Here is a 21,850-nt window from a genome sequence, read left to right as displayed (position 1 = left end):
ATAAAGTAAAAACAACCTGCAGCTGAAAGCAAATAAAATAAAAGGAATAATCATGTTTTCCGCTGACTTTTTTGACACTTCATAGTATAGCAAAAGACTCGATGTTCATCAATTGTTCCTGTCACTCTTCCTCACCGATCCCCGCGTTCTTTTTCATTCCTCCGCACACTTTTTCAGACTCATAAGGAGGAGAACCAGGCCAATTCCCACCATTGTATGCCCTATTCCTGCCACACCTGAAAGGGCCAGGTCCATGGACCAGGAAAGGTCCATTCCCAAAACCCGGATGATCCCCCGGACAAAAAGGGTCAGGGCCAGGATGGGAAGGCTCAGGTTGTATATCCTCATAAATATACGAAATTTCTTTTCTTCTTCCAGCCTCATGCTTTGGGAAAATAAGGCAATGAGGAGAAAAATGACCGTTCCCAAAAGGAAGAGGTGGGGGTGGACCTTGCCCAGAGCGGTCCTCCCTGCAAACCCATTCCATTTCGTGAACTCACGGTAGAATACCCCGCCTGCCATAGCGGCGATGGCATAGACAAAGGCTAAATTGAGATACTTTTTCATCGTGAAACCTCCTTTTTCTTGGATACTTTTTTCTCGAACATTGTTCGAATTGATCGAAAAGAAAAACTCCTCATCGATGAAGAGTTATTCCGGGAAATATAAGCTTCTTCGAATCATCTCAACCAAAGCTGAGGGGTCATCCTTCCTCTGAACCAAGAGGGCGATCATGGTGGTCAAGACCATGTCGATGAAGGCCTCCTCCGTGAAGTCCCCTGAAAATGCCCGGGGGCTCACCCCCTTGTCCCTCTCCAGTGCCAGGGCCATCCTCCCCTCAATGGACGCCAAATACTGCCTCATGATGGACGACCCCTTCTCCTGCCCCCTCTCCGAAAAGCTCAGGGAATGGATGGTGAAGAAATGAGGATAGCGGGCAATTCCCTCCGCAAGATGATCAAAAAATTGGGCGATATATGCGGGGAATGAAGGATCTGCAGGTGGGGCAAGGTCCGGACCCTCCCAGGAAAAAATATCATCCCAAACGCTCGCGATGGTGGCAAGAAGGAGATCATCCTTGGAGGGGAAGTAGTAGTAGATGGAGCCCAAGGCAAGATCGCAGGCCTTGCCCACGCTCCTCATATTGACCGCAGCCAGTCCCTTCTCCTCTACCAACTTTCGACTCGCTGCCAATATGCTCCGCCTGGATGTCCCCGGATTTTTCATCATAAGCCCCCCCTTTCATCTGGATTCGAACATTGTTCGAAATTATTCTAGTCGTGGGTGGGTTGTCAAGAAGGCCATCCCCAGGCCCACTTTCGCTTAGGCAAATCCTTCGGATTTGCAATGCGCTCAAGTTGGGCCTGGGGATGGCAACGGGGTGGGGGGCTGCTCTTGGAAAACTAAAAATCCGCCATCTCCCAAGGATGCCCAACCCTGTTAATATAGATAATTCTGATAAAATCAGGGATCAGAGCCCTGACAAATTGTTGGATCTGAAGTGTCCCCCAAATAGTAGAGTCTACATTCGTCTTTTCACCACCTTATTGGTAAAAGAACTCATGGGGTGTTCGGTATGCAAGATGAAGTGTCCCCCAAATAGTAGAGTCTACATTCGTCTTTTCACCACCTTATTGGTAAAAGAACTCATGGGGTGTTCGGTATGCAAGAGAAGCATGTCTTCTTCTCTTCGCATAAAAGTGCCATACATATTCAAAGACCAGCTGCTTGGCTTCAAGAATGGTTTTTGGTGTGTTGTACAACCACTCTGCCTTCATCTTCCCAAAAAAGCTTTCCATCGCCGCATTATCCCAACAATCTCCTTTCTTACTCATACTGCAGCGAACATGATTTTTCTTTAAGAGCTTCTGGTAGGCCTCCGAAGCATAGGTGGATCCCCGGTCGGAGTGAATTAGGCAATTCGGCTTTAGGTGGTGCCTGGCGAGCACATCTTCAAAACAGTCGATGACTAAGTTCTGGTCATTTCTTCTTCCCATGGCAAGTCCTACAGGCATTCTTCCATAGAGGTCTAAAATAACAGCGACATACAAGGTGCCTTGGTGAGTGGAAACATAGGTGGTGTCACTAATGAGCTTCTCTCCAGGTGCTTTTGCGGAAAAGTTTCTTTGTAAGAGATTGTCGGCCGGCTTTTTTGTTTTCGAAGAATCTGTTGTTACAACATATTTCCGCCTTACCCGAGAATGCCATCCCTTCTCTCGCATAATCTTCTCCACACGTTTGTGATTCACCGGCGACTTCCCCTCTTGCTGACGCTGGGCATTCAGTTCCGCCGTCACCTTGCGAATCCCATACACTGCCCGGCTTTCGCTATAGATCTTTTCGATCTCTTCGGTGATTTCAATGTTTTCAATGTCGCGTAGACTCCAGGATGCTTGGCGTCTCAGCCATTTGTAGTAGCCACTTTCAGAGACTTCTAATACCTTGGCCATTCTAACGATTGCATGTTCTTTTCGGAACCGGTACATCAATGCAAACTTTAGTCTCTTTGGATCTTGGTTAGAAAGGCCGCGGCTTTTTTTAAGATCTCTACCTCTTCTTTCAGTTCAGCAATTTCCTTATTTTTCTCTGTCTCTAACTTTTTGTAGGCTCTACTCTCCTTACTCTGAGAAGCATAAATTTGCTGAGCATTGGCACAAAGGGCCGTTTCTCCATACTTTAGGTAGAGGTCCATCCAGCGACAGACGGTTGAAGGCCGGATATTATATTTTTCTGCAACCAAAAATTCCTTCCCCTCCATCTCCGGCCTTAATGCTTCGTCAACAACTTTCTTTCGAAATGATTTCGTATATCTGCGTCTTGCCATGTCATCCTCCTCAGTCTCTTTCTTCATTGTAACTTGTTCTCTTCTGAGACTCTACTTTTAGGGGGACATGTCAATCTCAAAAATATCAGGGGTAAAAATGGCCCTGTTAATTAAACAAATCGCAAGAATATCAGGGTATAAAACCCTGACAATTTGCCGGATCAGATAAATAGCAGGGTCAAAAAAGGCCCTGCTATTTTGTAAAAATATAAAATTATCAGGGTCAGAAACCCTGACAATTTATTGGTTCTCAAATATAGCAGGGTCTAGAGTTCTGATAAATAGCTAAATCCTAGATTATCTGAGTTGGAGGTTTCCCCAGGAGTCGAATTCAGCATCTCCCCCACAAAAAGACCCCCGCTGTCCGCCAGGAGCGGATGCGGGGGTCGCCTTGCATAGTATCTTTTATGCCTCATCATCTTTTTTGCCCGGAAATAGAGTTTTCCAAGACAGGCTACTGAAAGAACAGCTAGGCCGGCATAGAGAACAATGTGCCGGGCTTCCCCCTTGCGGGGCCATGAGCCACTCTATTTCTTGTAGTCGTAGAATCCCTTGCCGGCGTTGACGCCGGTTTCTCCGCGGTCCATCTTCTCCTTGATCATGGTCAGGATCTTGTGGTTGAGGGAGTCCGGATCCTGGGCATCGGGCTTCATGGAGCCGATGTTGTAGACCGTCTCCAAGCCGACGATGTCCATGATCTGGAAGGGACCGGCGGGGGCGCCGGTGGCAATCCGCCAGGTCATATCGATGGTCTCGGGATCGGCAACGCCCTTCCCCCAAAGCTGCTGAGCAGCGTCCAGCAAGGGGACCAGGAGGGAATTCAGGACGTAGGCGGGCTGTTCCTTGTGGAGCTGGATGGGGACCATCTGGATCTCCTGGGCGAAGCGGACCACCGCCTCATAGGTCTCGGGGGACGTGCCCGGATGGCCCATGCACTCGGCGGTGTTGTGGGCCCAGATTTCATTAGCAAAATGCAGGGCCATGAACTTGTCCGGCCGGCCGGTATATTCGGCAAAGGTTGAGGGCAAGAGGGTGGAGGAGTTGGTGCAGAGGATGGTCTTATCCTCCATCTTGTCCTTAATCTTCGTATAGAGGTCAATCTTGGCCTGGGGATTCTCCGCCATGGCCTCGATGACGATGTCCGCATCGGCCAGGGCCTTATCAATGTCCAGTTCCAGGTGGATCTTCTCTTCAAAGTTCTTCTGGGCCATAGCCATGAGGTCATCAATTTCTTCGGCCGTGACCTTGTTCCAGTCCTTGATCAAAGCCCGAGGATAGAGGTAGGCACCCAGGGGGTTCCCGATCAGGGCCTTGGCTCTGGCCAGGGATTCGATCATCTGCTTGCTGTATTTCTCCAGGCGAGGCTTTGTCCGGCCGATGGTCCCCTCACTCCGCATCCAAAGGGTGGTGTCGTGGCCGGTATAGGCACTCATGAGGCCGATTTGTGCACCCAGGACACCGCCTCCCAAGATCACTACTTTCTGAAATTCCATGTTGACTCCTTTCTTAAGCCTTATTCCTACCGTTTTTTCTTCCGGCATGAAAACTCCTTATCGGTGAAGTCTCCTGCAAACTCAGTGCCAAAGCGATGAGCATGGTCCCCACAAAGGTGAAAAGAAGAGTGCCCGGTCCTGCAGTTGATGGCAAAACATAGAACTCCACCTCCGGAATGTTCGCAATGGTATGACCGGAAATTAATGTACCCGCCACTCCCATTGCTTTCACTTTTTCTATCTTACCCGTTTCTGGGGAAACAGAAAAACTGGCAACGGGATTCGTCGGTTCCTTGAAGCCACTGGGCGAAGTGATCTCATTGAGCTGGTATTGGCCCGAATCGAGCTTTTCCAGATGGATCTCCTGGCTTCTGCTTTCGCCTTCCCCCACTTCTCGGCTTGTAAAATCGACATAGCCCTCTACATCGATCCACTCCTCTCCATCCTTTCTCTGCAGGGTAAACCTGGCACCGGCCAGGGGTTTTCCGCTGCCGTTCACCTTATAAAAATTAACCTGGTTGGGTTCATTGGCCACTTTCAATAGTTCATGCTTCTGGTTGATAATGGTGTAGTAATGCGCGGGGCGAATCGAACCATCATTATCTTCCAGCTCCCGGTAGTCATAAAGATAGGACACGTCAAACCCGGGCAATGCCTCTTCTTTCACGCGGTAGACAATTTCACTGGCCTGTCCATCCACGATTTGGCTCGTCGGCAGGTCCTTGAAGGTCCCCTTCCAGCCAGTAGAACCATCAAGGGTAAGCTCACTTGCCTTCCCTTCCAAAAGGGCCTGCAGGTCTTCCGCGGAAAGTGCCGACCGGCTCCCATCCCCATTCACCCGGAAAGCTTCCAGATAAACCTGTACGGGAACCTGATCCTCTACCTTCGTTCCCGGCCCCCACTCCTTCGTCACCTCAATATCCGTCGTCACAATGACCGGGTCCAGTTGGGCACCGATATAGAAGGTTTGCTTCAAAGTGTTTTCATCTTGGATCAGATTGGTCTTGGTGTGGAACAGGGGGTCATGGTATTCCGTCGCCTGGTAATTGATGACTGCCCCATTGTTGTCGTAGTAGGGCAGGAGTTGGGCAAAGGTCATATCCTCATAAGGTGTCTTCATCCGCTGGGCCATGGCGATCCTGGTTTCCGGATCATCAGCATAGGATTGATCCGAATAAATCAAGACCTGGGATTCCTTACGTTGCCCCAGCCCAATCGGTTTCACCGGTTCCATCGGCGGATTCGGCCCTGATTCAGGAAAAGTCTGGAAACGAGCATTATCCTCTGGAGAATTCCCATACCAATGCTTAAATACCTGGGTCTCCCACCCGGGAATACGCAGCTGAGGAATGGGAAGGGGAGACGTCACCGATGTGAGCGTCCCATCGTCAGCCGTCGTATTGACCCGGAGACCGCTGGTCGCCGACTGGTTGATATTCTCAAAAGTGTTGAGCTTGGCTCCTGCAGCCTGGGCATTCGCTTTAACGTAATAGGAGAAGGTCAGGGGCTGGTCGGCGTTCAGACTAAAGTTGGACTTTGTCAGGGATCCGTTGGCGGAATCAAAGGTTACTCCTGCATCGGTCATGGTGGAATCGGATGGATTTCGCCAAAGAACATTGTCCGCCAGCTTGATGCGGAAATCCAGAGTTTCGTTGCCAAGCGACCCCGTCGTCATATTCCTGGCAATATCGGCCATGGCGGTATTGTAAGCTGTCTCCATAGGTTGATGATCCGCTTGATACCAATATTGGTCCTTATCTTTCCAATATTGTTTGGCTTTTTGTAAAAAATGAACACTGGCGGGATCTGGAAGACCGTAACTTGCATACTCGTCGGGCGAAATAAAGTCGCTATCATATTCGGAAGGATCCAACTCGACCAGCCAGTTGACCTGTGCGATCTCCCGGATCCGACCAAAGTTTCTTCGGGCGTCATTGGTCTCTTCGCTATCCCACCAGACAAGATAGGGTTTCGTCAAAATATCGGCCTTAAAGGTTGGCATTCCCTGCAAGTGGAAGAAGACTTTTTTCTGTGCCGGGGAATTTCTCAGGGTATCATAGGACAATTGCATGGCTTCCTTTAATCCTTTTCGGCCCCAGCCGCCGATAAAGTCCCATCTCGGTTCGGGAGCATTCGGATTATAGACCCCGCTGGCATTCAGCTGACCGTTCTTGGCAATGGCCTCATTGATGGGCAGGCTGGTGTAGGGATTGGTCATCCAATAGTTGACGGAGGATTTCGCTCCCCCCGCACCGATCAGCGTCACCTTGGCATCCGGGTAGGTTTTCTGGACTTCCTTGAGAAGGTCGGTAATCCGGCCCTTCTGTGCTCCCTGGCCGCTCCGATTGCCGCCAAAATAATAGTCCAGCCATTGATAGGCTGTGGGGACTGCCTCTAATGCCCCACCGTCCACACCTCCCCATTGGAGGCGGTCGATCTTGTTGCCGGAAAGTTGGCTGAAAGCCGATGAGTTGTCCATCAAAATGACCAGCTCCATAGTCTCCGGCATTTTCTCCACTTTTACATCGACTTTGTATTGCCCGGGGATATTTCCATCCGGCACCATAGTCTGGCTGATCTTGTAGTCCGCCTTCGTATCTCCGTCAACATCCACTTCCTGGACGTTCTCCGGCCAGGTCGTCCCATCGATTTCGAGCGGGTTTTTATATTGATACTTGCCATTCCCGGCGGCACGCAGGACGGGCGATGACCCTTGACGGCCGGGCTCCGCAGGAGCGTTCAAAAGGAGAGCCTTAGTTTCCGGAAGAAGACTCAAGGCCTGACCGGCCTCTTTCTCAAGAGCCCGGTCCCCGGTCGAACTTTCTACCCATCCCCCTTTATTCATCCCTTGTACGGGGGCGGATAGGGGGGATGCATCCTCTGTCACCACGGTGACAATCCGCTTGACCTGGGTTGACGCCAGCGTTTCTTCCTTAACCTCCACCGTCCAGGTCTTTTCCCCCAGGAGATAGCCCCCTGCCGGTTTGGATTCCTTCAATTGGTACTTTCCCATGGCCAGGCCGGCAAAAGTCAGATTTCCCTCGGCATCGGTTGTTTTCTTTATTACCGGCTTGGAAGGATCCGGAATCCATTCCCCATCATTTTCCATTAAGGGAGTAAGGGTAAATTCTACCCCTTCCAGGGGCAGGCGATCCGCTTCCTCGTCCGCATTATCCGTCTTATGGATGGAGAAACGCCCTTCATTTCGGCCGTTCACCAGCTTCCCGTCCTCGGGTTGGGGGTTCTGAATGACGCCATCTTCATCCACTGAAAAAGTGGCGATGGGCATGGGTTTCCCTTCACGGTCTTTGGGCACCTCATAGCCCTCCGGAGCCTTGGTTTCATATAAACGGTAGTCTCCGGGTCCAAGGCCGGAAGCGGACAGGCGGCCGTCTCGAAGGGACCGGAGGTCATTCAAGACAACCACTTCTCCTTCCTCCGTCACCCGGACAAGGGTGAATTCCGCCCCTTCCAAGGGAAGACCGGAGGCATTCACCTTAGTCCACTCGATCCTATTTTTGGCATTGGACACCTTCACCGAAGCGGTAAAAGTCACCCCGGTTGCCGTTCCTTCATGTTCATAGAACTTCATATAGGTTTGAGCGGCGGACCAATCATAATCGTAGTACTGGTAGCCATAGTACCGGCTCCAATAGCCGTTATAATAACCGTATAATTTGGCCACCATGCCCAGGTCATCCTTGGAGGCGGGGTCATATCCCGTTGTGACCTTGACAATGTAGGACTGACTTCCCCCGGCCAGCTTGTCCCCCAGGTCGATGGTGATCTTATTCGCATTGCCATCGATCACGGGGTTGAGATCCCCTACCTTTGTCAGATTATCCGGAATAAGCCCCCAGGAAGGAACCATGGCCTCCGAATTTGGACCACCTTCGTAAACGGTGACATCGGTCAGGGCATTGACCAATACGGACCCCTTTCCCGAAATCTCCAGCTTGGATTTCTTAAGCTGGTTGGTCAGAGGGTTGACATAAATATAGGTCGTCGCCGTTTTTTTGTCCGGATTATAAATGGAATACATGGTCCCGATATTGGAGCCGCCGGTTACCTGGGGATAGTAATAGGGGCGATAGAGAACCCGAAAATCGGATTCCGAGCTTGTCCTTCCCGCCAGGCCATAAGAAATTGTCAGATACGGCGGATCCTTTACCTCCTCGGGGACCTGAACCTTATCGATAAAGAGAACGGTGTGGAGTTTGATTTGGTTGGAGGTAAAGCTCTTGACCAGGTTCGTGAAGGTATAGGTGATGGTTCGGGTATCGGGATCGAACTTCCCTTCCGCAAGTTTCCCCCCATTGGCAAAAATATCCAACCCCTGGTCCTCTGAACGAACCAGGCCATAGGTGTCCACATTTTCGGAAAGCTGAATGGTAAAAAAGTCTCCCGGCACAATGGGTTCACCACTGGTCGGCACCTGAATCACCGCATCAACCGATAGGGATTCCGCCTGGTTTGGGTAAATTGTATTTACCCCCCCCTCAACATGTGGCGCGTTCCAAGCCACCGACTGCAAGCTCAGCCGCGATGTCACATCTTTCCCGCCCACATAGGGAACATCGGAATCCTTGCCCAGCATCACATGGATCACCTGCTTGTTGACGATGTATCCTTCGGGTGCGGAAATCTCCGTCAAGAGATACTCCCCATAAGCCAGCTTTGAAAAAACGGTCTCCCCATCACCATTTGTTGGCAAAGAGGTCCAATGACCGGGCGTATCGCTATCAACGGGACCCTGCAATTGAAAGGTAACGCCGGAAAGCGGATCGCCATTTTCACCGGTTTTTTCCACCGTCAGGTCCGCCTCCCCTTTGGGAAGATCCGCAATGAGAGGAAAGTGTAAAATCTGGCTTCCATCGGGAGAAAAGACCACTTCCTTTTTTCCCTCCCCATCCTCAGTCACTGTGATGGTGGTATAAACTTGGGTGGCATCCATGGAATAAGTGGCCTTGGCATGATCCGTGGAAGACTGCGGAGTCACTTTCAGCGTATAGGTTCCAGGATCCAAATCTTTCGCATCAAAAGGAGCATTATTCGCTGAATAGACTAATTTCCCTTCCTCGTCAGAAAGGAGATATTCCTGAATATTCGTCTCTCCCTCTTTATAGAGTCGGAAGGCAATCCCTTGGGCGGGATGGTCATGATTATCCCGTGCCGTAATCTGGGTCGATGATGTCGGAGAGGGCGGCAAGGTACTTTGGAGAACAAGATTTGTGCTACTTCCCTCATAAAAATAAACCTGTCCATTGTTGAGATAGAATCGAGCAAGAAGTACACCGGCATCCAGCGTATAGTTCTCGGTATCACCCATTTGGTCATAGACTTTAACATCGTGATATTGACCTTCCCGGAAGCCTACTTGTTCAATGGAGGAAATGGAATAGCTGGTTGAATCATAAAAATAAAGGACGCCATCGCTGGCTCTTCCAAAATAGGTTTTACCGGTGGATATGTTCGTGATGACAAAGTATATATTGTTGACCGGTCGCCCGTACTGGTCCTTGACGGAAAATGAGGTCCCGGTGTTTTGCTCGGCCATGACTGAGGTCTGACTTTCCCCCGGGTTTGCCAACATATATTTATTGGAAGGGAAAAAGCGACCGGTGGATTGGGCAAGAGATAAATTGGAGAAAAATGGAGAGAGAAAGGGCAAAACCATACATATGGCTAAAAAGATGGCCCAGCCTCGTTTTCGAATATGGTTTGACTTCCGTTGTTTCATGATGACCCCCTAAAGGATGTCTTATCTTCTCCAATGAGAAGACGGGATAAAAACGCACACTCCGCTTCCTGAAACCATAAAAGAAAAGGAAGGGGGTAGCGTTTTCTTTTCGATAAATTACAGAATAACCCACTATTAAATTCATTCTAAATTTTCTCGCTTTTATTGTCAATAAAAATTAGTTAACGAAAGTAAAATCTGGGTTCTTGAAGGACCTTTTCGAATTTTTCAAAAAAGTGTAAAAAAAGTTGAACATTGTTCATTCGTGTGCTATGATGTTTTCCGTCGGAAAAATGAACGATGTTCATTTTTCAAAATAATGTACAGAAAGGAAGTGACAAAATGATTGAGGAAATCAAAAAAGAGAAAGAGATCCGGATCAAGGAAGAAGCCCTTTCCTTATTCATTGAAAAAGGCTTTGAAAAGACTTCTATCCGCGACATTATGCGGAAGACGGATTATGGCCTGGGGACCTTCTATCTCTATTTCAAGAATAAAGAAGATTTAGTGGAAGATATTGTTCTGGACCGGATGACCGATTTAATCGCCAGGGCGGAGGCCCAATGCCAGGGGGACCGACTCTTCGACCGCTATATCTCTTTTCTTGATTACATCATTAATTATTTAGTTGCAAACCCCGCCGAGTTGGACCTCATCATCAGCCGGGTCAATTGGGCTCTCTATGTCAAAGTGGAGAACAATGACCGGTTCAAGGTTACGGAGTCCACACTCAAGTTCATCTTGAATAAATACGAATCCATGCTTCCTGATGAGTATTCAGAAGATGAACAGCTCTTTGTTTTATCCCTGACGATGAACATCGTCTTATCTACCTGCAAGTCCGCTCTCATGGAAAATGCGGTTTTAGACATTGATGAGATGAAAGCGGTGCTGTATGAGATGGTAGAGAGAATATTTAGGACTGGTGAATGATGAGAAAATATTCGGAATTTATAGCCAACCACGCCAAGCTCGTCCTCTTCTTCATGACGATCTTGCTGGTCTTTTCCTATTTTGGCTACAAACAAACAGGAATTAATTACGACATCCTGACCTACTTGCCCCAAGACCTCAATTCAACGGAGGGGCAGAAGATCCTGGATGAGGAGTTCAACAACGCTTCAACGGGCATGCTCATTGTGGAAGGGGATGACCGGGAGGCCGAGGCCCTCCGCGAAAAAATCCTGGAGATCGAGGGCGTGGAGGATGTCATCTCCAAGTCCTCCCTGGTCGGGCAGACGGTGCCGAAAGATATGCTGCCGGACAAGGTCAGAGATGCCCTCTATGCGGACGGATCCACCCTCATGGTGGTGAAGTTCAAGGACTCCGCCTCCTCCATGACGACCATGTCGGCCATCGACCAGATCCGCAAGTTGGATTCCGCCCCCAAGTACCTGAGCGGGATTTCTTCCCTGGTCAAGGACACCAAGGATGTCATCGACAAAGAAACGCCCATCTATGTCTTGCTGGCGGTGGTTCTGGCCATCATCGTTCTATCCCTGACCAATGAGTCGACCATCATCCCCTTTGTTTTCGTCCTGACCATCGGCTACGCCGTGGCCTACAACTTCGGGACCAACTTCTTCCTGGGCGAGATTTCCTACATCACCAAGGCCATCGCCGCCACCCTCCAGCTGGCGGTCACCATGGACTATTCCATCTTCCTCTACCGGAGATATGTGGAAGAAAAGAAGAAGCGGGAGACCACCCAGGAGGCCATGGCCCGGGCCATTGAAAACACCATCTCCTCCATCTTCGCCTCCTCCTTTACGACCTTTGCGGGCTTTATCGTTCTGGTCCTCATGGAACTGGGTCTGGGTAGAGACATCGGCCTGGTCATGAGCAAGGGAGTCCTGATCGGCCTCCTGACCACGGTCAGCGTCCTTCCGGCCATGCTTCTCGTGACGGACAAGTACGTTAGCAAATACAACCACCGGGTCCTCCTGCCCTCCTTTAATAAGCTGTCCGATTTCAGCGTCAAGCACGAAAAAGCCCTCTTCGTCCTCTTCCTCCTCCTCTTCATTCCGGCCATCTACGGGTCCGCCAACGCCGAGGTCTATTACAATCTGGACCGGTCTCTCCCCCAGAATCTGGACTCTATCGTTGCTCTAAATAAGATGAAGAAAGACTACAACATGGCCACCACCCACTTTATGGTGGTCAAGGAGGACCTGGCGGATTCCGCCCTCACGGCCATGGTGGATGAGGTTGAGGATGTCGACGGGGTCAACTCCGTCATCTCCACCAACTCGGTCCTGGGGGCGACCGTCCCCAATGCCTTTTTACCGCAAAAGCTCAAGGAAAATTTCAGCCAAAACGGCTACCAGATGATCATGGTCAACTCCGCCTACCAAACGGCGTCGGATGAGGTCAGGGACCAGATCCACGCCATCCGTGAGATCATGGACCGCTATGACCCGGAGGCCTACCTGACCGGAGAGGCCGTCCTCACCGATGACCTCACCCTGATCTCCAACTCGGACTTTACCCGGGTTTCCCTGGTCTCGATCGCCATGGTCTTCCTGATCCTGGCCTTGGTTTTCAAATCCATCGCCCTCCCCATCATCCTGATCGGGGCCATCGAGCTGGCCATCCAGATCAACATGGGTATCCCCTTTTACATGGGACAGACCATCCCCTTCGTTACCTCCATCATCATCGGGGTTATCCAGCTGGGATCAACCGTGGACTATTCCATTCTCATGACGGACCGTTTCCTCTATGAGTACAGAAAACAGGGTGATGTCAACCGGGCCTTGAGCCTGGCCACCCGGGAGACCTCCAAGTCCATCGTCACCTCGGCCCTGTCCTTCATGGCGGCCACGGTCGGCATCGGCATCTTCTCCAAGATGGAGATCGTCTCCACCATCTGTATGTTCCTTGCCCGGGGGGCCATCATCAGCATGCTGGTCATCCTCTTCATGCTCCCGGCCCTCCTGTCCACCCTCTTTCCCTTTATCAAAAAGACAACCAAATCATTACAATAAGGAGGTTTGTATGAATAAGAAAATCAAAAGAGTCCTTGCCTTTATGGTGGCTTTTTCCCTGGTGGCCAGCCAACCCATCTTTGCCGCTTCCGGCCTCATCGAGAAAAATGAAACCGTCTACGTCATCAAGGAAGACGGACAGGTCAAAGAACAGGTCGTCTCTGTCTGGCTCCATGGAGATAATAATATAGAAGGAAAGGACCCCACCGACCTCAAGGACATCAAGGACTTGAAGAGTGACCGGGAAATTGAGGTCAAGAACGGGGCCATCCACTGGAAGGAGGATAAGAAGGACCTCTACTACCAGGGAATATCGGATAAGGAAAGACCGGTTGATGTCCGTATTCTCTATGAGCTGGATGGAAAGAAGGTGGAAAACCGGGAATTGGAAGGCAAATCCGGCCACCTCAAGATCACCATCCAGGCGGAGAATAAGAACAAGACCCGGCAAACCATCGACGGAAAGGAGCGGGAGGTTTATGCCCCCTATCTTACCGTCGCTACCCTTTCCTTTAATGAAGAGATGGCCACCAATATCCAGGCAGAGGATTCCAAGGTGATCAAGGATGGGAAGAACCAGCTGGTGACCACGGTCCTGACCCCGGGTCTTTCTGCCAACTTCAAGGGCATCCTGAAAGAGGACCAGCTGGACCGGTTCAAGGACCAAGCGGTAATGGAGATGGAGGTGACGGACTATCAGCCGGTCGAAGCCTATGTGGTCACTTCCAACGAATTCTTCCAGGAGGAGGTCAAGCCGGAAGGGATTGATGAACTAAAGGATGGAATCTCCGCCCTGGAAGACGCCTCCGGTAAGCTGGCCGAGGCCTCCCAAAAGTTTGTCACGGCCCAGGATGAGCTCAACCAGGGGATTGGCGACTTGGGAGAGGGTGTCCACCAGCTCCACGCCGGGGCCCGGGAATTGGATGAGAAGACCGGACTCCTGGAGGAAAAGCTCATGCCCTCTCTGGGCCAGCTGGCTGCCCTGCCTGAACGGGTTGAACAAATGGCCCAGGGGGGGAACCAGCTCCTGGCCGGCCTGAAGCAGTATGCCGGTGGGGTCGATGAGATCTCCTCCCATATGGACGAGTTGGCCCAGGGCGCGGAGGCCCTCCGAGCCGGGGCCTCAACCCTGGATGACGGACTCGGCCAATTGAAGACGATGACTGAAAAATTCAAAGATGGCGGTCTTTCTGTTGCCGGCCTGGTGACCGGCCTCCATGACCTTTCTCAAGGAAGCCTTGCCCTCAGCGACAATCTGGGAAAGGCTGGGAAAGCAGCCGCCTCCTTTGCAAAAAATGAGGAGGTATTCAACGCCAACTTCCAGGCCATGAACACTGCCGTCCAAAATCTCCCCCTGGATGCCCTGTCCAAGATGGGCCAGGTCAATGTCAAAGACGATCTGGAATCCATGGGGCAGGAGGTCACCACCATCGGCGGATCCGCCCAGGACCTGGGGCCATCCATCGCCCGCCTGGTGGCCCTGGCAAACAGTTTGGAAGAAGCAGGAAATAGTCAAGCCGCTCAAGCCCTTTTGGCTGAGGCACAGACCTTAGAAGGGACTGCCGCCACCATCGGCAAGTCCGCTTCCCAACTGGGCCAGTCGGCACAGAATATCGGTTCTTCCCTCCAGTCCATGAAGGACCTTCAGGGCTCCCTCTCTGACTTGGAAAAAGTAGGAGCCATGAAAGACAATATGGGCAAATTGGCCACTGCTTCCCAACAGCTGGCTGACGGCTCCCAAGAACTGTCCTCCGGCCTGGGTGGTCTTGAAGCCGGTGCCCAAAAACTGGCCGGTGGCCTCCAGCAAGCGGAATCCACTCTGGCTGAAGAAATGAAGAAGATGAACCCGGATGTCGATCCCACCCATCCCGGGACCAACCAGTCCGGGGCCATGGCCTCCCCTCTGGTCAGTCTGGATACCGCCATCGGCCAGCTCAAGGATGGGGCCCACCGCCTGGCCGAAGGAAGCCAGGCCAATGTCCAGGGCGTCAACCGCCTGGCCTCCGCCCTCAGCGACCTGTCCTCCCACTCACAGTCCCTCACGGAAGGTGCTGAAAAACTCGTCGGCGGACTCAACGCCTTCGAGGAAAGAACCCACAGCCTAAACGGCCTCTCCCAACTCCAGGGTCAGGGCATATCCCCCCTCCGGGCCGGGATCTCCCGCCTCAATGATGGCCTGGGCCAGCTCGAAGACGGAACCACCCGTCTCCAAGACGGGAGCGGTCTCCTATCCGAGAATATGAAGACCTTCTCCGACAAACTCCTGGAATTCAAGGCCGACGGCATCGACAAACTCAGCCAAAAGATAGAAGACATCCCCGAAATCGCCGACATCCTCCAAGCCATGTCCGATCTCGCCAAGAAGGATGCCTCCTTCACCGGCCAAGGCTCCGGATTCCACGCCAAGTACCGGATCGTGGAGAAGGTAAAGTAGGGGGAGTGTTGGGCTGTGCTTTTGTATTACATTTGATTGCTTTCGTCTTTCTTTGGTGATATTATTTACTCATCAAAGAAAGGAGAGGATCAACATGGCGTTATCTACACTCACAGCCCGCGTCGATAAAGAAGATAAGATCCGTTTTGATGCCTTTTGTTCATCTGTCGGGCTCACCTCATCTTCTGCAATAAATATGTATGTAAAGGCCGTACTACGTGAAAACAGAATCCCCTTTGAAATCAAACAAGAGGACCCCTTCTATAATCCCAATAACCAAGCCTATGTGCTTAAATCTGTCCAGGAGTTAAAGGCAGGTAAGGGCACCGCTCACGAACTTATTGAAGATGACGATGAGTGAAATCATATGGTCCGATGATGCGTGGAAAGATTATCTTTATTGGCAGATGCAGGATAAGAAAACCCTCAAACGCATTAATCGATTAATCAAAGATATTGAACGTAATGGCCCATTAGAAGGAATTGGTCAGCCGGAGGCCTTGATTGGAAAACTTCAAGGTGAATTTAGCCGGAGAATTAATGAGAAAGACCGCCTTGTATATCATATTGAAGATGGTCGACTCTATATTGTCCACTGCCGAGGACACTATGATGATAAATAGCTCTCTAGAAAAAATAGCCCCGAAACTCCATCCTGAGTTTCGGGGCTTTTTTTAAAGAGCAAATAATTCAGCATGACTGCCTGTTCTAGTTAATGTGAGAACAAGATGTTTTTCACTAATTTTATAAATCAAAAGCCAATCCGGGCGAATATGACACTCTCTATGACCATGCCAATTTCCAGCTAATTGATGATCCTCATATTTCTCTGGTAATTTCTTCCCTTTGGAGAGTATGCGAATTACCTGATCCAGTTCTTCAATAGCCTGTCCTCTTTTCATCGCTTGTTTATAGTCTTTCTTAAAGCGTTTTGTCCAGGTTACTTTCAAATTCATTGTTTTAATTCCCTTAGGGCTTCTTCTACATCATCATAACCTGGAGCATTTTCATCTTCAGAGATCACATCCGCTTCAATGAGGGAAAGAAGAGTTTCCCGGTTGGGCCGGTCAACCTTAATTTCAAAGGGGAAACCACCTGTTCGTATTGCTTGTCTCAGAAAAACATTAATCGCTGTTGTTAAATTCATCCCAAGATTCTGAAATAAGATCTCACTTTCCTTTTTTACCTTTTTATCCATACGTACACTAAAATTCTGCGTGTTTGCCATGCTTTCCACCTCCTTTATATAAATAATACATCTTTTGCATTGCATTATCAATTCATTCAAATGTGAATAGTCAAGCCCACGTGCTGACAGTGAGTGAAACTATTCCGTCAGATGATGTTTGGGGGCTTTCAATGACCCTGACATCCTCAACATTCGCCCAAATCATCAGGGTTCTCGGCTCCCCGCTTCGGCCCCCAACTCCCTGCCCCCTTAACAAAAGAAACGCACATGAGATGTTTTTCCTATTTTTCGGGTCATTCATGAGACACATTCTATGGAAAAATAGGGTTGTCATCCGATCATGCCAAGAAGAGCAAAGGAGTGGCCTTGCAATACCTATCACCAGAAAAATAAAAGAAAATAAAAGATCTGAGGATCAAATTGCAGGCCATCCAGGTGGATCCGGTTCCCGGAAGCCTAGCTATTAAACGCAATGGAAATAAGCCGGAATATTACCACCAGGTGATCTTGGAAGGGAAGGCCCATCGCCAATATATTTCAGTAAACAATATAGATTTAGCCAGAAAATTGGCACAACAGGCCTACAATCGGTCTATGGCATGCCTCCTCCCATGGATGGAGAAGGAGCCTATGAATCTTCGGGAGATCGATCGGGCTGTGGATCTTCAGCTCCTCAAGCTTTGCCCGGAGCGGAGGACTCTGATTCATCCTATCCAGCCAAGCCTGGAGGAAAAACTGCATGAGTGGAAGAACATACCCTACCGGGGGCGACCATTCCTGTCGGATGACTCTTGCCTCTATACCAATAACAAGGAGCGGGTGCGATCGAAGACGGAAAAGATTCTTGCAGACCTCTTTCAAAAGGAGGGCATTACCTATAAATATGAATGCCCCCTCCTGCTGGAAGATGGGATCACCATCTATACGGACTTTACTTTTTATGATCCCTCTGCTGAAAAAGAAATCTATTGGGAACATCATGGCCTCATCGGTGAGGCAAATCCACCAGCATGACTGTGCCTGTGCTGTTGCTCTCTTCTACCTCAATCCTCCCTCCATGGAGGCGGCAGATTTCCTTAGCCAGGGCCAGGCCCAGGCCGACCCCCTTTTCCTTCTGACTCTCCGGCGAGGACAGGCGGTAGAAGGCCTGGAAGACATCCTTTTGATTTTCCTTAGGGATTCCATAGCCCCTGTCCTTGACCCGAATGATGGCTCGGCCGGCCGCCTTCTCCACCCCAATCTCCACCGATCCTTCCGGACGGCCATACTTGATGGCATTTTCCGTGAGGTTGTAGAAGAGGCGGAAGAGGAGGGTGTCCGACCCCAGCAATTCCAGGTCCGGACCATGGACCGACAGGCGGATCTCCTTCTTCTCCGCCAGAGGGGCCAGGTCCGTCATAACCTCATCCAGCAGGGGGATGAGGTCGATCTTCTCGTTGGTGGCGACATTCTGAAGGTTGGACATATCGAGAAGGGTCTTGAGGGTCCCCGCCAATCCCTCCACCTGATTCTTGAGAAAGGCCACCAGGTCCCGGGTCTCCGGATCCGGGTCCGGATGGTCCTCTTCAAAAACCTCCAGCCTCATCTGGAGGAGGGACAAGGGGGTCCGGAGCTCATGAGCCGCATTCCCGGTGAACTGCTTTTGGGCGGCAAAGGAGGCATGGAGGCGGTCCAACATATCATTGAAGGAATGGGCCATATCCTGAAATTCTTCCAGGGTGTCCGTTTCCAGGTGCATATCCTCCAGGTTGTTGATCTGGATTTTCTTGACCCGGTTGGAAAAATCCGCCAGGGGCTTGAGGGCCTGGCCACTCACAAAGTAGGCAATGACCCCGCTGACCAGGGTCACCGCTAGCGTAATATAGAGGTTGTTGGCGGTAAACCGGTCCCTGGCCTCATCAATAACGATGGTCACGGGGTCCTCCTTGCCCACTTGGCTGGGGTCAAAGGAAGCCTGGATTTCCGGGAGGGCGGAGACATCCGGGTCCTCCCCAACCGGGACCTGGTCCCTGATCTCTGCCCCCTTGATGGACTCCCCGATTTCATCGATCCGTCGGAGACCCGAATCGCCTAAAAGGACCATCATGACCAGACAGGTCATGGCGATGAGGAAGGAGGTCATGAGGGCGATCCGCCACTGGAGAGATTTAACCTTCATCATCGTCCACCTCGATCAGGTAGCCTTCGCCAATCCGATTTTTGATGGGGTCATAGCCGACCAGGGGCCGGAGCTTTTTCCGGAGGGCAGAGATGTGGACCCGGATGGCATTGCTGAAGCTGTCCACGGATGAGTCCCAGACATGGTCCATGAGCTCCTCCTGGCTGACCGGCCGTCCCTGGTGGATCAAAAGGTATTCCAAGATGCCCGCCTCCTTTTTGGTCAAAGCCACTTCCTTCCCATGGACCAGGGTGGTCCGGGCCTTGGTATCGAAGGCCAGGGGGCCTGCCTGGAGGCAGAGGTCGTTCTGGGTGAAGGGCCGGCGGAGGAGGCTCCTCACCCGGGCTTCCAGCTCCTCCAGGTGGAAGGGCTTGGATAAATAATCATTGGCCCCGGCATCCAGGCCATCCACCTTGTCCGAAATTTCGCTTCGGGCCGATAGGATGAGGACCGGGGTCTTCTGGTCATGAGCCCTCAGGTTTTTCAGGAGGCTCATCCCATCCATCCCGGGCAGGTTGAGGTCCAGGAGGACCAGGTCATAGGGTTCGACGGAGAGTTTTTCCCAGGCCTCTTCCCCGTCATAGCAAAGGTCCACGCTATAGCCATTCTTTCGCAGGCATTTGGCGATGGTGTCGCAAAGAAAGGTTTCATCTTCAACAAGTAGTAGTCTCATCACTTCCTCCTCATCCACAAGAATAGAAAAAGGAAGTGGAGAAAATATTTCCTTTTCCTTAACAGGATCTTTATATCCAAAATTGTATCATCTCTTTGAAAGATCTCCTCCCGATTCTTTCGGGATGGGTAACAAAAGGCGGAAGATCTTGCCGCCAATAGAATGTAGTGCTGAGGAAAGGAGCTGAAGTGGAAGAGAAAAAAATCGGGATCGTCAGAGTGGGCATGATCTTGGCCGCCTGCCTGATGGTCGTCATCGGGGCCATGCGAGGGGAAGTGCAGACCGTTCTCGCCAAGGCCATCAAATTATGCTTGGAGTGTGTGGGCATTGGCTAGCGTATTCAAGGAGCTGGGCCAATGGCTGACCAAATCCCGGTTCAAGGTCCAGGCCGCCGCCACCCTCCTGACCAACATCCACCTGCCCAATTTCTTTACCGGGAAACTCTACCAGGGCAATGGCAAGATGGTCTGCGTTCCGGGCCTCAACTGCTACTCCTGCCCGGCCGCATCGGGTGCCTGCCCGATCGGATCCTTCCAGGCCGTCGTGGGCTCTTCCAAATATAAGTTCTCCTATTACATAACCGGGATCCTCATCCTCTTAGGCGTTCTTTTGGGAAGATTCATCTGCGGCTTCTTATGCCCCTTCGGCTGGTTCCAGGAAATTCTGCACAAAATTCCGACCAAAAAGTTCTCGACCAAGAGGTTCAAACCCCTGACCTACCTCAAGTATGTCATCCTGGTCCTCATGGTCTTCCTCCTCCCCATTCTCGTGGTCAACGAGATCGGCCTTGGAGAACCCTTCTTCTGCAAGTACCTCTGCCCTCAGGGTGTTCTGGAAGGGGCCATCCCCCTTTCCATCGTCAACTCCGGTATCCGAGCAGCCTTGGGCAAGCTCTTCACCTGGAAGTTGGGGATCCTCCTGACCACCGTCGGCCTGTCCATCGTCTTCTTTCGTCCCTTCTGCAAGTGGCTCTGCCCCCTGGGCGCCTTCTACGCCCTCTTCAACCGGGTCTCCCTTCTCCAGATTGGGGTGAATGAAAGCAAGTGCATCTCCTGTGGCAAATGCGCCAAGGCCTGCAAGATGGACGTGGAGGTCCTGAAAACCCCCTGTCACGGGGAATGTATCCGTTGCGGAATGTGCATCAAAGCCTGTCCCACCCAAGCCCTGGCCTTCACCTACGGCCTAAAAGCCAAAGGCGGGGCACAACAAATGGAAATGAAAGAAAAGGAGAATATCATATGAGACTGAAAAAAATCACCATGACCATGGCCCTCATGGGCCTCATCGCCAGCCTGGCTGCCTGCGGGCCAAAAGAAAAGGCTCCCGTAGAATCCAGCAGTCAAGTCGCCGGAGAGAGCGTCGAAGCCGGCCAAGCCGGAATGCCCACCACACCCCCGGCAGAATCCGGAAAGTCCGGTGCTGAAGAGGAGATCAACAAGCTGAGCCAGGAGGAGAACGAGATCTTTGCCAAAAACAAGGATCTTTGGGACAAGGTCTTCCTCTCCGCCAACAAGGACTCCGGCATGATCACCGATGGCACCAACTACGGCGAATTCCTCAAAAAGACCATCGAATCCGCGAAAGACAAGTTTACGGCAGATGAGCTGAAAATCCTGAATGAAGGTGCAGACAAGATTGTAGAGATTGAAAAGAAAATCGAAGAATTGAAGAAGCAGGCACCGGCCCAGGCCAAGCCCCAAGACGGCCAAAGTACGGCTCCGGCTACCGCAGCCACCGGCGACAAGTTCCCCAGCTTCCAGGGCAAGGACCTGGATGGCAACGCCCTCGACAACAGCCTCTTCAGCAAAAACGCCGTCACCGTGATCAACTTCTGGTTCTCCACCTGCAACCCCTGCATCGGCGAGCTGGATGAGCTCGAAGCCCTCAACAAGGACCTCAAGGACAAGGGCGGCGAAGTCATCGGCATCAACTCCTTCACCTTGGATGACCAAAAGGAAGCCATTGAAGAAGCCAAGGAAATTCTGAAAAAGAAGGGCGCATCCTACCGGAACATCACTTTCCCCTCCAATAGCGAAGCGGGCAAGTACGTCCAAAACATCATGTCCTTCCCCACCACCATCGTCGTCGACCGCCAGGGCAACATGGTCGGTGACCCCATCATGGGTGCCGTCGCCGAAGGCAAGCAACACGAAGAGCTCATGAACCGCATCAACCAAATCCTGGAAAAGGATAAGAAATAAAGACGAATCAATCCCTCCTAACAAAGGGGCTGAGTCGGGACGCTGATTGCTTTCCGACCCAGCCCCTTTGTATTTTGTTGTGTGGGGGTGGGGGCCGCAGAGGTCGTGGGGGCTTAGGCTTGTCCGGAGAGTTGGCGGGTGCCTGAATGAT

Annotated in this window: 19 protein-coding genes; 9 read left to right on the top strand and 10 right to left on the bottom strand. The window is 51.3% G+C overall.

The features are described 5' to 3' along the window. Positions 1-153 precede the first annotated feature (153 nt). The 6 genes from BN2373_RS03820 to BN2373_RS03795 form a co-directional block, all read right to left on the bottom strand. Positions 154-567, bottom strand: a complete 414-nt coding sequence (locus tag BN2373_RS03820) for a DUF2871 domain-containing protein (RefSeq protein ID WP_053942825.1) — start codon at positions 565-567, stop codon at positions 154-156. 84 nt (positions 568-651) lie between these two features. After that, positions 652-1,230 carry a TetR/AcrR family transcriptional regulator gene (locus tag BN2373_RS03815; RefSeq protein WP_238379621.1) on the bottom strand — a complete coding sequence of 193 codons (579 nt, stop codon included), beginning with the start codon at positions 1,228-1,230 and terminating at the stop codon, positions 652-654. Between the two features lie 401 nt (positions 1,231-1,631). Continuing rightward, positions 1,632-2,486: an IS3 family transposase gene (locus tag BN2373_RS03810; protein WP_053942824.1), complete on the bottom strand. Its 855-nt coding sequence runs from the start codon at positions 2,484-2,486 to the stop codon at positions 1,632-1,634. Positions 2,487-2,497: 11 nt separating this feature from the next. After that, positions 2,498-2,824, bottom strand: a complete 327-nt coding sequence (locus BN2373_RS03805) for a transposase (protein ID WP_162200046.1) — start codon at positions 2,822-2,824, stop codon at positions 2,498-2,500. 527 nt (positions 2,825-3,351) lie between these two features. Beyond that, positions 3,352-4,317: a 3-hydroxyacyl-CoA dehydrogenase gene (locus BN2373_RS03800; protein ID WP_053943499.1), complete on the bottom strand. Its 966-nt coding sequence runs from the start codon at positions 4,315-4,317 to the stop codon at positions 3,352-3,354. Between the two features lie 13 nt (positions 4,318-4,330). Then, complete coding sequence (locus tag BN2373_RS03795; protein ID WP_053942822.1) at positions 4,331-10,057, bottom strand: SpaA isopeptide-forming pilin-related protein; 5,727 nt, start codon at positions 10,055-10,057, stop codon at positions 4,331-4,333. Between the two features lie 342 nt (positions 10,058-10,399). Between BN2373_RS03795 and BN2373_RS03790 the strand changes: the two genes are divergently transcribed. The 5 genes from BN2373_RS03790 to BN2373_RS03770 all read left to right on the top strand — a co-directional run bounded on the left by BN2373_RS03790 (position 10,400) and on the right by BN2373_RS03770 (position 16,101). Then, positions 10,400-10,990: a TetR/AcrR family transcriptional regulator gene (locus BN2373_RS03790; protein WP_053942821.1), complete on the top strand. Its 591-nt coding sequence runs from the start codon at positions 10,400-10,402 to the stop codon at positions 10,988-10,990. Next, positions 10,990-13,044, top strand: a complete 2,055-nt coding sequence (locus BN2373_RS03785) for an efflux RND transporter permease subunit (protein WP_053943498.1) — start codon at positions 10,990-10,992, stop codon at positions 13,042-13,044. The genes BN2373_RS03790 and BN2373_RS03785 overlap by 1 nt, the downstream gene beginning before the upstream one ends. A gap of 10 nt (positions 13,045-13,054) precedes the next feature. Further along, on the top strand, positions 13,055-15,478 hold the full coding sequence (locus tag BN2373_RS03780; RefSeq protein ID WP_053942820.1) for a phage tail tape measure protein: 2,424 nt from the start codon (positions 13,055-13,057) through the stop codon (positions 15,476-15,478). Positions 15,479-15,572: 94 nt separating this feature from the next. Continuing rightward, positions 15,573-15,839 carry a type II toxin-antitoxin system RelB/DinJ family antitoxin gene (locus BN2373_RS03775; RefSeq protein WP_053942819.1) on the top strand — a complete coding sequence of 89 codons (267 nt, stop codon included), beginning with the start codon at positions 15,573-15,575 and terminating at the stop codon, positions 15,837-15,839. Further along, positions 15,832-16,101 carry a Txe/YoeB family addiction module toxin gene (locus tag BN2373_RS03770; RefSeq protein ID WP_053942818.1) on the top strand — a complete coding sequence of 90 codons (270 nt, stop codon included), beginning with the start codon at positions 15,832-15,834 and terminating at the stop codon, positions 16,099-16,101. Before BN2373_RS03775 ends, BN2373_RS03770 begins: the two co-directional genes overlap by 8 nt. A gap of 51 nt (positions 16,102-16,152) precedes the next feature. Here BN2373_RS03770 and BN2373_RS03765 read toward each other — a convergent pair whose 3' ends face one another. Continuing rightward, positions 16,153-16,434, bottom strand: coding sequence for a type II toxin-antitoxin system YafQ family toxin (locus BN2373_RS03765; RefSeq protein ID WP_053942817.1), 282 nt, complete (start codon positions 16,432-16,434; stop codon positions 16,153-16,155). After that, entirely contained in the window at positions 16,431-16,706 is a 276-nt protein-coding gene (locus BN2373_RS03760; RefSeq protein WP_053942816.1) for a type II toxin-antitoxin system RelB/DinJ family antitoxin, read from the bottom strand. Before BN2373_RS03760 ends, BN2373_RS03765 begins: the two co-directional genes overlap by 4 nt. 381 nt (positions 16,707-17,087) lie before the next feature. Between BN2373_RS03760 and BN2373_RS03755 the strand changes: the two genes are divergently transcribed. Continuing rightward, entirely contained in the window at positions 17,088-17,681 is a 594-nt protein-coding gene (locus tag BN2373_RS03755) for a hypothetical protein (protein WP_053942815.1), read from the top strand. Here BN2373_RS03755 and BN2373_RS03750 read toward each other — a convergent pair. Further along, a complete protein-coding gene (locus BN2373_RS03750; protein ID WP_053942814.1) occupies positions 17,653-18,825 on the bottom strand; it encodes a HAMP domain-containing sensor histidine kinase in 1,173 nt (390 codons plus the stop codon). The genes BN2373_RS03755 and BN2373_RS03750 overlap by 29 nt on opposite strands. Further along, the gene (locus tag BN2373_RS03745; protein ID WP_053942813.1) at positions 18,815-19,498 is read right to left on the bottom strand and encodes a response regulator transcription factor; all 684 of its coding nucleotides are present in this window, start codon (positions 19,496-19,498) and stop codon (positions 18,815-18,817) included. Before BN2373_RS03745 ends, BN2373_RS03750 begins: the two co-directional genes overlap by 11 nt. Before the next feature lie 224 nt (positions 19,499-19,722). Here BN2373_RS03745 and BN2373_RS03740 point away from each other — a divergent pair, with 224 nt between their 5' ends. From BN2373_RS03740 to BN2373_RS03730, 3 genes are read left to right on the top strand one after another with little or no spacing between them, the layout of a single operon-like run. Continuing rightward, complete coding sequence (locus BN2373_RS03740; RefSeq protein ID WP_053943497.1) at positions 19,723-19,833, top strand: CD1871A family CXXC motif-containing protein; 111 nt, start codon at positions 19,723-19,725, stop codon at positions 19,831-19,833. Next, the gene (locus BN2373_RS03735; RefSeq protein ID WP_053942812.1) at positions 19,817-20,740 is read left to right on the top strand and encodes a 4Fe-4S binding protein; all 924 of its coding nucleotides are present in this window, start codon (positions 19,817-19,819) and stop codon (positions 20,738-20,740) included. The genes BN2373_RS03740 and BN2373_RS03735 overlap by 17 nt, the downstream gene beginning before the upstream one ends. Then, positions 20,737-21,699, top strand: coding sequence for a TlpA family protein disulfide reductase (locus BN2373_RS03730; protein WP_053942811.1), 963 nt, complete (start codon positions 20,737-20,739; stop codon positions 21,697-21,699). Before BN2373_RS03735 ends, BN2373_RS03730 begins: the two co-directional genes overlap by 4 nt. The last annotated feature ends 151 nt before the right edge of the window (positions 21,700-21,850 follow it).

It is taken from the genome of Kallipyga gabonensis (genome assembly GCF_001286805.1).
GTDB lineage: Bacteria > Bacillota > Clostridia > Tissierellales > Peptoniphilaceae > Kallipyga > Kallipyga gabonensis.
The sequence above is the reverse complement of the archived record's forward strand: the minus strand, read 5'-3'. Positions and strand labels throughout refer to the sequence as shown.

What these genes read in the sequence shown, in the direction of transcription:
- BN2373_RS03820 (WP_053942825.1), bottom strand. Translation starts at nt 567, where the DNA reads ATGAAAAAGTATCTCAATTTAGCCTTTGTCTATGCCATCGCCGCTATG.
- BN2373_RS03815 (WP_238379621.1), bottom strand. Translation starts at nt 1,230, where the DNA reads ATGATGAAAAATCCGGGGACATCCAGGCGGAGCATATTGGCAGCGAGT.
- BN2373_RS03810 (WP_053942824.1), bottom strand. Translation starts at nt 2,486, where the DNA reads ATGTACCGGTTCCGAAAAGAACATGCAATCGTTAGAATGGCCAAGGTA.
- BN2373_RS03805 (WP_162200046.1), bottom strand. Translation starts at nt 2,824, where the DNA reads ATGGCAAGACGCAGATATACGAAATCATTTCGAAAGAAAGTTGTTGAC.
- BN2373_RS03800 (WP_053943499.1), bottom strand. Translation starts at nt 4,317, where the DNA reads ATGGAATTTCAGAAAGTAGTGATCTTGGGAGGCGGTGTCCTGGGTGCA.
- BN2373_RS03795 (WP_053942822.1), bottom strand. Translation starts at nt 10,057, where the DNA reads ATGAAACAACGGAAGTCAAACCATATTCGAAAACGAGGCTGGGCCATC.
- BN2373_RS03790 (WP_053942821.1), top strand. Translation starts at nt 10,400, where the DNA reads ATGATTGAGGAAATCAAAAAAGAGAAAGAGATCCGGATCAAGGAAGAA.
- BN2373_RS03785 (WP_053943498.1), top strand. Translation starts at nt 10,990, where the DNA reads ATGAGAAAATATTCGGAATTTATAGCCAACCACGCCAAGCTCGTCCTC.
- BN2373_RS03780 (WP_053942820.1), top strand. Translation starts at nt 13,055, where the DNA reads ATGAATAAGAAAATCAAAAGAGTCCTTGCCTTTATGGTGGCTTTTTCC.
- BN2373_RS03775 (WP_053942819.1), top strand. Translation starts at nt 15,573, where the DNA reads ATGGCGTTATCTACACTCACAGCCCGCGTCGATAAAGAAGATAAGATC.
- BN2373_RS03770 (WP_053942818.1), top strand. Translation starts at nt 15,832, where the DNA reads ATGAGTGAAATCATATGGTCCGATGATGCGTGGAAAGATTATCTTTAT.
- BN2373_RS03765 (WP_053942817.1), bottom strand. Translation starts at nt 16,434, where the DNA reads ATGAATTTGAAAGTAACCTGGACAAAACGCTTTAAGAAAGACTATAAA.
- BN2373_RS03760 (WP_053942816.1), bottom strand. Translation starts at nt 16,706, where the DNA reads ATGGCAAACACGCAGAATTTTAGTGTACGTATGGATAAAAAGGTAAAA.
- BN2373_RS03750 (WP_053942814.1), bottom strand. Translation starts at nt 18,825, where the DNA reads ATGAAGGTTAAATCTCTCCAGTGGCGGATCGCCCTCATGACCTCCTTC.
- BN2373_RS03745 (WP_053942813.1), bottom strand. Translation starts at nt 19,498, where the DNA reads ATGAGACTACTACTTGTTGAAGATGAAACCTTTCTTTGCGACACCATC.
- BN2373_RS03740 (WP_053943497.1), top strand. Translation starts at nt 19,723, where the DNA reads ATGATCTTGGCCGCCTGCCTGATGGTCGTCATCGGGGCCATGCGAGGG.
- BN2373_RS03730 (WP_053942811.1), top strand. Translation starts at nt 20,737, where the DNA reads ATGAGACTGAAAAAAATCACCATGACCATGGCCCTCATGGGCCTCATC.